Below are 12,087 nucleotides of genomic sequence, written 5' to 3'. Positions count from 1 at the left end.
GTGCTGCCGCTGCTGGGGCTGGTGGTCCTCGTGACGCTGATCATCGCCCTGTCGCGCGCCCGGCTGGCCGTCGTGCTCGCGCTGTCGGTGGTCGGCTTCGCGCTGGCCGCGGTCTACGCGTTGATCGGGGCGCCGGACGTCGCGCTGGTCGCGGTCGTCGTCGAGACCATGCTCACGCTGGTGTTCCTCGCGGCACTGGCCCGGCTGCCCGACCACGGGCCGGACCGCGACCGGCGCGCGCCGGTCCGCGTCCGGAGCCGGCGCCGCGATGCGATGGCCGGCGTGGTCGCGGGCCTCGCCGTGTTCGTCACCGTCTGGGGATTCCTGTCCCAACCCGCTTCGACCACGGTCGCGTCCGACCACATCCGGCTCACCCCGGCCGCGCACGGCGGCGACGTGGTCACCGTGATCGTGGCCGACTTCCGCGGCCTGGACACGTTGGTGGAGATCACGGTGCTGCTCGCGGCGGTGGTCGGGGTGGTGGCCCTGCTGGGGCGGGGGAGACCGTGGTGAGCTCTGGCGAACCGGACCGGCCGGACGTGATCATCCGGGTCATCGCGCGGATGCTGCTCGGTCCGACCCTGATGGTCGCGGCCGCCCTGGTCGCCAAGGGGTACGCCGAGGTCGGCGACGGCTTCGGCGCCGGAGTGGCCGTGGCGCTGGCGATCGCGCTGACCTACGTCGCGCTCGGGGGTGCCCGGGCGGAGGCGGCCCTACCGGTGCTGCGACACGGTCCGAAGCTCGCCGTCGGAGGGCTGCTGCTCGCCCTGGCCACTGGCTTCTTTCCGCTGCTGCTCGGCGAGCCACCGGTGTCGCACCGTCCCGCCCCGGGTGAGCACGTGGTCAAGGTCGGCACGCTCGAACTCTTCACGCCGCTCGTCTTCGACATCGGGGTCTTCCTGCTGGTCGTGGGCGTACTGATCGTGTTGCTGCACCACCTGGCGGGCCGCGACGGCAGGGATGGATCGTGATCCTGGCCTTTGCCCTCGCCGCCGCCGTCCTGTTCGGTAGCGGGGCCTACCTGTTGCTCAAGCGCGACCTCGTCCGGGTGGTCGCCGGCATTATGCTGATCTCCCAGTGCGCGCTGGTGACGATCATCGGTTCCGGCCTGACCCGTGGCCGGGCGCCGATCGCCGTGCCGGCGGGCCAGGCCGTGAGCGATCCCCTGCCCCAGGCGTTGGCGCTGACGGCGCTGGTCATCGGGCTCGCCACGGTGGCGCTCCTGCTCGCGCTGGTACATCGGGTCGTCATGGTGTTCCGCACCGCTGAGCGTGACGACCTCGCCGCGGGTGAGGCCGAGCACGAGGCGGGGCTGGAGGCGCAGCGCCAGGCCGACCGGGAGGAGGCCTCGTGATCCTCTCGGTGGCGCTGCTCGTGCCGTGGGCGACGGGCGCGGTGCTGGTGGCGCTGGACGGGCGCCGCCGCGCCGTGGGCTGGTTGGCCGTGGCGGTGCTGGCAGCCACGTTCGCGTTGCTGGCCGTGCTCACCGCGCAGGTGCTGGCGGGCGGCAGCCAGGAGGTCGTCACCGGCGGCTGGCCCCCCGGGGTGGGCATCGTGCTGCACGCCGACATGCTCGGCGTCGTCTTCGCGCTGCTGTCGGTGCTCGTGTTGCTCGCCGCGACCACCCACGAGGTGCTGGCGGGGATCGAGGAACGGGTGTTCCCAGGCCTGGTGCTCCTGCTCGCCGGTGGGCTGACCGGGCTCTTCCTCACCGGCGACGTGTTCAACTTCTACGTCTTCTTCGAGCTGGCCATGACGGCCTCCTACGTGCTCACCGCCTATGGGGGTGGGCGGCGTCAGTTGCGGGCGGCGATGGTGTTCACCGCGGTCAACCTGCTGGGGTCGTTCATCTTCCTGCTCTCGGTCGCAGGCACCTACCGGGTCACCGGCACGCTCGCCATGCTCGACGTGGGCGAGCGGATGGCCGTCGTCGACCCCAATGCGGCGCTCCTCATCGCGACGGGCTTCTTCATCGCGTTCAGCGTGAAGCTCGGGCTGTTTCCCTTCCACTTCTGGTTGCCGACGGTCTACGCCGGGTCTTCCCCCGCCGTCGCGGCGATCCTCAGCGGTGCCGTGGCGAACATCGGCGCCTACGGGCTGCTGCGGTTCGGCCCCACGATGTTCCCGGCGCAGCTGCGGCTGGTGGGCGCCGCGATCGTCGTGCTCGGCGCCGTCTCCCTCATCTACGGCGCGGTGCTGGCGGTGGCCCGCGGCGACGTGGCGGAGTCGCTGGCCTACTCCGCCATCGGGCAGGTCGGGTACGTGCTGGTCGCCCTGGGCGTCGGCGGTCCGGTCGGGCTCACGGCCGCGGTGGTCTACAGCGTGGTCAACGCGTTGAACAAGACTTTGCTGTTCCTGGCGGCCGGGATCCGGGGGCCGCTGGTGGCCGGCGCGTTCGCGGTCGGCGCGCTCAGCGTCGCCGGGGTTCCGCCTGCCGCGGGCTTCGTGGGCAAGCTCGAGATGTTCCGGGCCGGGATCGTCGTGGGGAGCGTGCCGCTGATCGTGCTGCTCACTCTCGGCAGCGGGCTCTCGCTGGTCTACATGTTCCAGATGTACCAGCGAGCCTTCTGGCGGGCCCCGGCGCCGGCCGGACCGGCCAGCCCGCTCCCGTTGCGTCTGCTGACCACGGCGGTGGCGCTGCTCGTCCTCGCAGCCGGCGTGTGGCCGGAGCCGCTGCTGGCGGCCAGCGGCAGGGCCGCCGAGGGGCTGCTGCCAGGGGCGGCGGGATGAAAGGGAGGTCCGATGTGACCAGGACGAGCGCTTTGATGCGGGTCGTCGCGCTCACCGCGATCTACCTGCTCGTGTTGACGAGCCTGCACCCTGGCGACATCCTCACCGGCGTCGTGCTGTCGGGGATCTTCGTCGCGGCCGCCCGGCGGATCCGCCCACTCGGCCCGTCCCCCGCAGCGCCGTGGTTTCGACGGCTGGTCGGGGTGCCTGCGCTTGTCGGCGGGACACTCGTGGACGTGGCGGTGAGCACCTGGCGGACCGCACTGTGGTGCCTGAACCTACGCCGGACGCGCCCCGGCCTGGTCACCGTCCCGATCCCGGCCTGTGGCGCACCCTCCGCCGCGGCCTGGGGGGTGCGGGTCGGGATCACCCCGGACACCGTGGTGGTCGACCTCGACGAGGAGCGTGGCCGGATGCTGCTGCACGTTATCGACGCCCGCGATCCCGACGCCGTCCGCGCCGAGCAGCTCCGCTCGTACGAGCGGCGGCAGCGCCGCGTCTTCCCCTGACCGCCATGCCCGCCGCCGTCCTCATCCCCGCCATGGTCTGGGTGACACTGCTGTTGGTAGCCGGAGGGCTGGCGCTGGCGCGCGCCCGCGACGTGCACCAGCGCGTCATCGCCCTCGACGTGCTGGCGGCGGTGGTGGTCGCCCTGCTGGCCCTGCTGTCCTACTACTGGGACGTGGGGTACTACCTCGACGCCGCCGTGGCCCTCTCGCTCCTGTCCTTCGTGGCAACGATCGCGGCGGCGCGGTATCTCGCCTCGGGAGGACCGTTCGGATGATCTCGGTCGTGCTCGACGTCATCGGCGCAGCTCTCCTGCTGGTCGGCCTGACGCTGATGACGATCAGCCTGTACGGCGTTCTGCGGCTGCCCGACACCTTCAGCCAGTTGCACGCCCAGGGGCTCGCGACCGGGCCCGGGGTGCTCGCGGTCCTCGCCTCGTCGGTCGCCACCGAGAACGCCGCGATCATCACGTTCGCCGTGCTCGCGATCGTGTTCGTCACGCTCACCTCGCCGGTCTCGGGCCACGCCATCGCGCGGTCCGCTCGCCATCGCGGCCGCCGCAGGCAGGTGGAGTGACGGCTGCCGCGGGCTGGTCGACGACGCGGCCGGCGACTGCTCTACCGCGCGCTCGCGGCCGCGGCAGAGCAGCAGTTCTACGTGTTCCCGGTCGTGCCTCGAGGCACGACTCCCGCGCCCGCGCCGGACCATTGGGGGTCGTCGGCGGGTGCCCAGCCCGGTCGGCATGCGCGCCGGCCCTGCGCCGTGGTCCGGACAACGGATTTCGGCGATCCGCTCGCCGGTGCCGGCCGAGGCCAGAGGTCTGTTGCCTCCGTCGTCTGCTGCCGCCGGTGGCGCGGGCGGCTGTCGCGACCCTCCACGAGCCGCCGATCGGAGGTGTGTGTTTCGCTGTCCGGCCGATCGGTTATCAGTCGATATGCAGGAGTTGCTGTCCACGCGGACCAGCGGTCGGGCAGCTGACCTCATCGGGAACTACGTCACCGTCAGCCGCCCGTCCCGCGAGGACCGGCCATGGGTGTTGATCAACTTCGTTGCCTCACCGGACGGGTCCGTGGCCACCGGGGGACGGGTCGGCGGGTTGTCCAGTCCGGTGGACAAGGAGGTCTTCCGGCTACTCCGCTCCGTGGCCGACGTGATCTTGGTGGGTGCGGGGACGGTTCGTGCCGAGGGCTATGGGCCGCACCGGCCCTCCGCAGAGCACCAGGCCTCGCGCCGGGAGCGAGGCCAGCCCGCCAGCGCGACCATGGCCGTCGTGTCCGCCAGCCTGCGTCTGAACCTGCAGTCGGCGCTGTTCAGCGACGGTGCTCGCCCCATCGTCATCACCCCGAACAATGTCGAGGCCGCCGCGCGCGATCGGACGGCCGCTCACGCCGACCTCATCATGGCCGGAGAAGACGCCGTTGATCTGCAGGGTGCGCTGCGACAACTGCATGGGCGGGGTGTGCGCCTGGTCGTCTGCGAAGGCGGGCCGTTGTTGTTCGCGAAGTTGCTCGCCGGCGGGCTGGTCGACGAGCTGTGCCTGACGGTCTCGCCGCTGCTGGTCGCCGATCCGGTGCGGCTGCTCCCCGCTGGGGCCCTGGCCCAGCCCGCCGCGTTGCGGCTGGCACACGTACTGGAGGACGACGGCCACCTGTTCCTGCGCTATCTACTGGCATCGAGCGACCGGGGAGATCGATGAGCGCGTCCGAGCCGGAGCCGTTCCACGCTGCGGTGGGCCAGCTCGACTACCCGATGATCATCGTGACCGCGGCCGCCGGCGGCGAGCGCAGCGGCTGCCTCGTGGGGTTCCACACCCAGTGCAGCATCGACCCGGCGCGCTTCCTCGTCTGTCTCTCCTCGCGCAACCGCACGTGCGCGGTGGCGACCCGTAGCGATCGTCTGGCCGTGCACTTCCTCGATGAGAACGACTACGAGTTGTCGTCGCTGTTCGGCGAGCAGACCGGCGACGAGGTCGACAAGTTCGCGGCGTGCGACTGGCAGGAGGAGCACGGCGTGCCGGTGCTGACCGGGACGAGGGCGTGGTTCGTGGGACGAGTGCTCGAACGGGTGCCGTTCGGCGACCACGTCGGCCACCTGCTCGAACCACTCGACGGCCGGGTCGGCGAGCGACTTCGGCAACTGGCGTTCCAGAGGGTCAAGACGATGAAGCCGGGTCACCCGGCCTGATCGCCACGTCGACGTGCCGGGGCCCGGCTCCCCTGGCGCCTGCACCCTCATCGATATCCGCAGACTCGTCCGGGCCGGGTACCGAGACCAAGTCTGAGCTACCGCAGTAGCTCGAAGGTGTTCCGGCCGGCGCGGATCGCGGACCCGGCGGGCGCGCAGATCGAGCTCGTGGGGGTGCCGGTTTGGGCCTGACTACCGTCGGGGGCGTGAGCGAGCCGTCCTTCCTGGACACCACCCGTGAGGCCTACGACGCCGTCGCGGCCGAGTACGCCGAGCACTTCCGCGGTGAGCTCGACCGGAAACCGCAGGACCGGGCGATCCTCGGCGCGTTCGCCGAGCTCGTGCGCGCGGACGGGCCGGTCCTGGACGTCGGCTGCGGGCCGGGCCAGGCGATGGCCCACCTGCGCCGGCGCGGGGTGGCGGTGTTCGGCCTCGACCTCTCCCCGGGGATGGTCGACGTGGCCCGGTGGGCCAACCCGGGCGTGCGGATCGACGTCGGTTCGATGACCGCGCTGGACCGGCCGGACGGCGCCCTCGGCGGCCTCGTCGCCTGGTACTCGATCATCCACATTCCGCCGGAGGAGCTGCCGGGGGTGTTCGCCGAGTTCCACCGCGTGCTGGTCCCGCGCGGGCACCTGCTGCTCGCGTTCCAGGTCGGCGACGACCCCCTGCACCTCGACGAGGCGTTCGGCCACGCCGTCGACCTGGACTTCCGGCGGCTCCGGCCGGACCGGGTCGCCGACCTGCTGGCCGACGCCGGGTTCGACGTGCTCGCGCGGACGGTGCGGGAGCCCGTCGGGGCCGAGACGGTCGAGCAGGCGTTCCTGGTGGCGCGGAAGCGGAGCACCTGACCGCTCCCCGGAGGACCCTCGACGGTCCGGCGGAGGATCTCCGCGGCCGGCTCGACCGGCTCGACGCGCCGAGCCACCCCGCGACCGGCCCGAGCTGTGCCCGTGGCTGCGTGGACGGAGCCGGCGCAGCGGCGTGATTTCGCCCATGTACCGGTGTGGTTCCACCATCCACCCTGTGACCGGGCCCTGTCGGCATGCCGCAGGAAGTTGTCGACCTGCGAACACGGGGGATGACGTCTCCGCCCGCGTTCTCGTCTCCGCCGCTGCTTCCCGGGTCATCGGTAGTGGCCAGAACCGCCCGGTAGGGCATGGCGACCCAGCCGTCCTCGCCAAGGCAGGGCGTGCCCGTCGCGCGGCTCCTCAAGGTTTGTGGACAATCCGCCGATCGCTTTTGCGGCAATCCGCCGGCGATAGCGCGCGCAGCGTGGAACGGGACGGCGTGCTAGGCTTTTCGGCGGTACGGCCCATGTCGGGCCGTGCTTTTTTTGTGCATCCAGGTGTTGTCAACATTCGGCCCGCGTCGTTCGACACGGGTGGGCCGGGGGTTGCGCCTGGTGACTGTGAGGAGCATTGATCGTGACCGACACACCCCGGGTGTGGCTGACCCCCGCCGCGTACGAACGGCTCAAGATCGAGCTCTCCGGGCTGCTCGCGCAGCGTTCGGGCCAGGGCATGGGCGGCGAACCGCGACCGGGTGGTGATCAAGATCGGGACACGGCCGGCGAGCAGTCGATCCTGGAGGACCGGGATCGCGACCTGCGTATCAGGAAGCTCCAGGAAATGATGCGGAATGCGGTGATCGGCCAGGAACCTCCCGACGACGGGATCGCTGAACCCGGAATGGTGTTGACCGTGCGATACGCCGACGAGGCATCCACCGAGACATTTCTTCTGGCCGACAGGGAACCCGGGTCCGACGGCGACATCGAAGTCTGCTCACCCAGCTCTCCGCTGGGTACGGCTCTGTCCGGTGCGAAGCAGGGGGAGCAACGTCGATTTCAGCTGCCGAACGGCCAGATGATGACGGTATCTCTGGTGCGGGCTGTTCCTTATACGACGTCCAGCAGTCCTGATCGTTGACGATCCGCACCGAGCGCGGGCAGTGGGCTGCGGGCGGGGCTCGCAGAGCCGCCACGTCGAGAGGCGAGGAATCGCGGCCATTCGCTGTTCCGCGTCCCGGTTAGCGTGCGCTGCCGGACGGGTTCGATCCGCCCACCCGGACCGGTAGGGACAGCTCCGGTCAAGCCTGCGCGGGGGCCTGCCGGCCAGGCCCCCGCGCAGACCGGGGCGCCGGCGGTGGGGCGCAGTCGGCGGGGCGCAGTCGGCGGGGCGCAGTCGGTCTCGCCGGTCCGCCGTGGGGCTCGCGGCTCGATCAGCTCGGTCGTGAGCCACCCGGCGCTGACCTCGGCCGGCGCAGGGTGGCGCCCGGTCAGGCGTCGTGACCGGTGCCGGCCTCGAGTGCGCAGAGCTGGAGCTGGAGCGCGAGGCGGACCCGTGGCGAGGTGAGGTCCAGGCGCGCCAGCTCGCCGATCCGGCGCATCCGGTATCGCAGCGTGTTGGGGTGGATGTGCAGGGCCGCCGCGGCGGCCTTGGGCTCGCCCAGGTGCTCCAGCCACGCCGAGAGTGTGGGCAGGTACGCCGTGCCGTGCTCGCGGTCGTGCGCGACCAGGGCGGGTAAGGGCCCGCCGAGCAGACCCGACTCCGCCCGGACGGCGGCGCGGGCCCGCGCCACGACGAGGGCGTCCCAGGCGTCCTCGGTCTGCACCGTGTGGCCCGGTAGCTGCCCGGCTGCCATGAGCAGACGCAGCTCCGCGGCTTCGGCCCGGGACCGGGGCAGCTGGGTGCGGTCGGTGGCGAGACCACCGGCCGCCGCGGTCAACGCGGCATCGTGCGGGTGGACCGCGCCGATGAGCGCCCGCAGCCACCTCCACGAGCCCGCCGTGCGCGGCCCGCCGTGGGCGGTCACGAGTGCGAACACGATGCCGTCGAGATCGGCGAGCAACGGGTGCTGCCACCCGAACCGGCGCGTGATCGACTCCCAGAGGTCGAGCTTCTCGCCCAGGTCGCGGGTGATCGTGGGCGTGCCCAGCGCGGCGACGCGCCACGGACCTTCCGGCAGCCACAGGTCGGAATCCGTCTGCGGCGACGCGCTCCGCAGGGCGGCACGCAGCCGATCGGTCGATGCGCGGCGGGCCAGGCCGGCCTGGGCGCGCAGGCGCAACAGGTGCAGGGCGAGAACGGACGCGGCCCCGGCGAGCTCGTCGACGCGATCCGGCGCGACCGGTCCGGCGACCACGGCCCAGATCGACCCCAGCCACTCTCCTCCGGCACGGACCGGGATGACCAGCCGGGGCAGTGTCCCTTCCGGAACGTCGGTCACGTAGATCGGCTCGCTGGAGCGCGCGAGCTTGCGGAACACCCCGCGGGCGCGGAAGTGCGCGATGACCTCCTCGGGCACGCGGCGTCCGACGATGGTCGAGACCCGCGCCGGGTCGGTGAGCTCCTGTCGCACCGAGTACGCGAGCACCCGGGACTGCGCATCCTCGATCGTCACCGGCGCGTCGACGATCGCTGCGGCCGCGTCGGCGAGGGCGAACAGCTCGCCGTGGACACCGGCGTCGCCCAGCAGGGGGGACCCGGGTGCGGCGGCGCGGTCGATCACGCCGCGCAGCAGCCAGATGACGTGGGCCCAGGAGGCGTGGGGCGCCAACTCCACCAACGCGAGACCGGATCGCTCGGCGGCCGCGACGACCTGCGGGTCGCGCGCCTGCGGCGACCTGAGGACGACACCGCCGGCCCCGGCTTCTGCGGCCCGTTCGAGCAGCCGGGCCGCCTGCTCCGCGTCCGACATCCCCACGCCCAGCACGAGGTCTGCGGGAACGCCGACGACATCCTCGTCGGGCTCGGCGAGGGTCACGTCATCGACCTCGGTGCCGCTCCCGGGGACCACGAGCCGTAGCAGGGCAGCGCCGACCGCGTCGACCAGCGCAGGAACGGTGATCATCAGCGCGGACGGGCGGCGCGGCCTGGCTGCATGCGCGCATTGTGCCCGCCGATTGTGCTCGCTCCACCATCAGCACCCGCCGGATTGTCCCGAGCGCACGGAGACAATCCGATGCCGGGGCATCAGGATCGGCGTATCCCCGCACATCCGGAAGGAACCCCCGATGGTTGAGCTCGGCGCCGCGCGCCCCCCTGAACGTGTCGCCGTGATCGGCGCCGGCATGGTGGGTCTGGCCACCGCCTGGTTCCTCCAGGAACGCGGTGTGGCGGTGACGGTCCTGGACCGCGAGGGGGTCGCCGCCGGGTCGTCCTGGGGCAACGCCGGGTGGCTGACCCCCGGTATCGCCACGCCGCTGCCGGAGCCGGCGGTGCTGCGCTACGGGGTGCGCGCGGTGCTCAGCCCGTCGTCCCCGGTCTATGTGCCGCCGAGCGCCGACCCCCGGCTGATCAAGTTCATGGTCGGCTTCGCCCGGCACAGCACCGCCGCCCGCTGGAAGACGGCCATGGGGGCCCTGGTCCCCATCAACCGGCGCGCGCTGGAGGGCTTCGACGCGCTGGCCGAGGGGGGCATGACCGGCCAGACCCTCGAGGCCAAGTCCTTCCTCGCGGCGTACCGCACCGAGGCCGAGCGGACGGGGCTGCTCGAGGAGATCGAGCACATCCACGCCGCGGGTCAGGGCATCGAGTTCGACGTGCTCAACGGCGCCGAGGCGCGCGAGGTCGAGCCGTCCCTCTCCGACGAGGTCGGCTGCGCGATCCGGCTCCACGGCCAGCGCTTCATCGATCCCGGCAGCTACGTGCATCTGCTCGCCGAATCCGTGCGCAGCCGTGGCGGTGAGATCCGCGAAGGCAGGGCGGTCACCGGAATCCGCGACCGGGCGGGGGCCGTGGAGGTCGAGCTCGCCGCCGGCGCGGCCGAGCCCTTCGACGCGGTGGTGATCGCCACCGGGGCGTGGCTGGGTGATCTGGCCCGGCAGTTCGGCGTCCGCACCATCGTCCAGGCCGGTCGCGGCTACAGCTTCAGCATCCCGATCGAGCACGTCCCCGCCGGCCCGGTCTACTTCCCCGCCCAGCGGGTGGCCTGCACGCCGCTCGGGGACCGCCTCCGCGTAGCCGGGATGATGGAGTTCCGCGCCCCGGAGGCACCGCTGGATCCCCGCCGGATCCGCGCGATCGTCGAGGCGGCCCGCCCGCTGCTGCGCGGCGCCGACCTCGACGCCCGCAAGGACGAGTGGGTCGGCTCTCGCCCCTGCACGCACGACGGGCTGCCGCTGATCGGCGCGACGCGGTCCCCGCGGGTGTTCGCGGCCGGTGGCCACGGCATGTGGGGGATCACCCTGGGTCCGGTCACCGGACAGCTCCTTGCCGAGGCCATCACCACCGGCCGCCGCCCGGTCGAGCTGGCACCGTTCGACCCGCTGCGCTGATGGCGGCCGGCGCCGGCGGGGGGTACCTCCGCGCGTCCTGCACCGTGGATCTCGATGCGATCCGGGAGAACGTGGCGGCGTTGCGGGACCGGGCCGGGACGGCCGAGGTGATGGCCGTCATCAAGGCCGACGCCTACTCCCACGGCCTGGTTCCGGTTGCACGCGCGGCCCTGGACGGTGGGGCCGGCCGGCTCGGGGTGGCCGTGCTCGAGGAGGCGTTCGCCCTCCGGGCGGCCGGGGTGAGCGCCCCGGTGTTCGCTTGGCTGGCCACCCCCGGGGCCGACTTCCCACGAGCGATTGCGGAGGGCATCGACGTCGCCGCCTACAGCGTCTCCCAGCTGGAGGAGATCTCGCGGGCCGCGGCGGCTGCCGGCGCGCCGGCCACCGTGCACCTCAAGGCCGACACCGGGATGTGGCGGGGTGGAGCGACCGGCGAGGACTGGCCGGAGCTGGTCACCGCGGCCTACCGGGCCGAACGCGAGGGCCTCATCGACGTCGCGGGCGTGTGGTCCCACCTCGCGTGCGCCGACGAGCCCGGCCATCCCTGCACCGGTCGGCAGCTGGCCGTCTTCGCGGAAGCCGTCGACGTGGCGACCCGGGCCGGTCTGCGGCCCCGGCTGCGCCACATCGCCAACTCGGCCGCCACGCTGACCCTGCCCGAGAGCCATTTCGATCTGGTTCGGCCGGGGCTGGCGATCTACGGACTCGACCCCATGGGCCCGGATCAGGAGCTGTCCGGCTCCGCGCTGCGGCCGGCGATGACGCTGGCGGCGCGTGTCGTCCAGGCCAAACGGGCCCCCGGCGGCGCCGGCGTCTCCTACGGCCACCGGTACACGACCGCCAGGGAGACGACGCTGGCCGTCGTCCCGCTCGGCTACGCCGACGGGGTGCTGCGAAGCGCGAGCGGGCTGGGGCAGGTGATGGTCTCCGGTCGTCAGTACCGGATCGCCGGCCGGATCTGCATGGACCAGTTCGTCATCGATGTGGGCGACGATCCGGTGGCGCCCGGCGACGACGTCGTGCTGTTCGGTCCCGGTGACCACGGCGAACCGACCGCACGAGCCTGGGCGCAGGCAGCCGGAACCATCCCCTACGAGATCGTGACCCGGATCGGTGCGCGCGTGCCGCGCGTCTATGTCGGGAACGGCGCTGCCCCAAGCGGCTAGTAGGGCTTTGTTAGGTGTGTCGTTCCCGCTGATCCGGCGTTCCGTGTGATCTTGTTCGGGTCGTGACTCCGGAGGAGATGGCGCGGATCAGGCCGCGGCTGGAGGCGTTCGCGGCCGGGATGCTCGGTGGTCTGGCGCGGTCGGATCAGCGGGCCAAGGGCGAGCTGTATGTGCGTGGGTTGTTGCTGGACGGCAAACGCAAGTCGATGCAGCCGATGG

At 72.3% G+C, this 12,087-nt stretch carries 15 protein-coding genes; 14 read left to right on the top strand and 1 reads right to left on the bottom strand.

The genetic code is table 11. The features are described 5' to 3' along the window. The 11 genes from mbhE to HF519_RS27080 all read left to right on the top strand — a co-directional run. Positions 1-513, top strand: a 513-nt coding sequence (gene mbhE / locus HF519_RS27130) for a hydrogen gas-evolving membrane-bound hydrogenase subunit E (protein ID WP_169415827.1), incomplete at its 5' end; no start/stop codon positions are given. Further along, complete coding sequence (locus tag HF519_RS27125; protein ID WP_308259020.1) at positions 510-971, top strand: MnhB domain-containing protein; 462 nt, start codon at positions 510-512, stop codon at positions 969-971. The genes mbhE and HF519_RS27125, both read left to right, overlap by 4 nt. After that, a complete protein-coding gene (locus tag HF519_RS27120; protein ID WP_169415826.1) occupies positions 968-1,354 on the top strand; it encodes an NADH-quinone oxidoreductase subunit K in 387 nt (128 codons plus the stop codon). Before HF519_RS27125 ends, HF519_RS27120 begins: the two co-directional genes overlap by 4 nt. After that, positions 1,351-2,730, top strand: a complete 1,380-nt coding sequence (locus HF519_RS27115) for a complex I subunit 5 family protein (protein WP_169415825.1) — start codon at positions 1,351-1,353, stop codon at positions 2,728-2,730. The genes HF519_RS27120 and HF519_RS27115 overlap by 4 nt, the downstream gene beginning before the upstream one ends. A gap of 14 nt (positions 2,731-2,744) precedes the next feature. Beyond that, the gene (locus HF519_RS27110; protein ID WP_308259019.1) at positions 2,745-3,239 is read left to right on the top strand and encodes a Na+/H+ antiporter subunit E; all 495 of its coding nucleotides are present in this window, start codon (positions 2,745-2,747) and stop codon (positions 3,237-3,239) included. Between the two features lie 5 nt (positions 3,240-3,244). Next, positions 3,245-3,514, top strand: a complete 270-nt coding sequence (locus HF519_RS27105) for an MrpF/PhaF family protein (protein ID WP_246245283.1) — start codon at positions 3,245-3,247, stop codon at positions 3,512-3,514. Then, positions 3,511-3,813, top strand: a complete 303-nt coding sequence (locus tag HF519_RS27100) for a cation:proton antiporter (RefSeq protein ID WP_169415823.1) — start codon at positions 3,511-3,513, stop codon at positions 3,811-3,813. The genes HF519_RS27105 and HF519_RS27100 overlap by 4 nt, the downstream gene beginning before the upstream one ends. Before the next feature lie 166 nt (positions 3,814-3,979). Then, positions 3,980-4,933 (top strand): pyrimidine reductase family protein, encoded by a 954-nt coding sequence (locus tag HF519_RS27095; RefSeq protein ID WP_312860380.1) that lies wholly within the window; start codon positions 3,980-3,982, stop codon positions 4,931-4,933. After that, positions 4,930-5,421 carry a flavin reductase family protein gene (locus HF519_RS27090; protein WP_169415821.1) on the top strand — a complete coding sequence of 164 codons (492 nt, stop codon included), beginning with the start codon at positions 4,930-4,932 and terminating at the stop codon, positions 5,419-5,421. The genes HF519_RS27095 and HF519_RS27090 overlap by 4 nt, the downstream gene beginning before the upstream one ends. Before the next feature lie 206 nt (positions 5,422-5,627). After that, complete coding sequence (locus HF519_RS27085) at positions 5,628-6,272, top strand: class I SAM-dependent DNA methyltransferase (RefSeq protein WP_169415820.1); 645 nt, start codon at positions 5,628-5,630, stop codon at positions 6,270-6,272. Between the two features lie 576 nt (positions 6,273-6,848). After that, the gene (locus HF519_RS27080) at positions 6,849-7,352 is read left to right on the top strand and encodes a GreA/GreB family elongation factor (protein WP_312860379.1); all 504 of its coding nucleotides are present in this window, start codon (positions 6,849-6,851) and stop codon (positions 7,350-7,352) included. A gap of 349 nt (positions 7,353-7,701) precedes the next feature. On the opposite strand, the gene HF519_RS27075 is transcribed toward HF519_RS27080, so the two are convergent. After that, positions 7,702-9,276, bottom strand: a complete 1,575-nt coding sequence (locus HF519_RS27075; RefSeq protein WP_169415818.1) for a helix-turn-helix domain-containing protein — start codon at positions 9,274-9,276, stop codon at positions 7,702-7,704. A gap of 163 nt (positions 9,277-9,439) precedes the next feature. On the opposite strand from HF519_RS27075, the gene HF519_RS27070 reads away from it, so the two are divergent. The 3 genes from HF519_RS27070 to HF519_RS33595 form a co-directional block, all read left to right on the top strand. After that, positions 9,440-10,702, top strand: a complete 1,263-nt coding sequence (locus HF519_RS27070) for an NAD(P)/FAD-dependent oxidoreductase (protein WP_169415817.1) — start codon at positions 9,440-9,442, stop codon at positions 10,700-10,702. Then, positions 10,702-11,868: an alanine racemase gene (gene alr, locus HF519_RS27065; protein ID WP_169415816.1), complete on the top strand. Its 1,167-nt coding sequence runs from the start codon at positions 10,702-10,704 to the stop codon at positions 11,866-11,868. The genes HF519_RS27070 and alr overlap by 1 nt, the downstream gene beginning before the upstream one ends. A 77-nt stretch (positions 11,869-11,945) precedes the next feature. Further along, positions 11,946-12,087: transposase (locus HF519_RS33595; protein ID WP_211170653.1), on the top strand; the 142-nt coding region annotated here is incomplete at its 3' end.

The sequence above is a fragment of the Pseudonocardia bannensis genome (genome assembly GCF_012911875.1).
GTDB classification, from domain to species: Bacteria; Actinomycetota; Actinomycetes; order Mycobacteriales; family Pseudonocardiaceae; genus Pseudonocardia; species Pseudonocardia bannensis.
The sequence above is the reverse complement of the archived record's forward strand: the minus strand, read 5'-3'. Positions and strand labels throughout refer to the sequence as shown.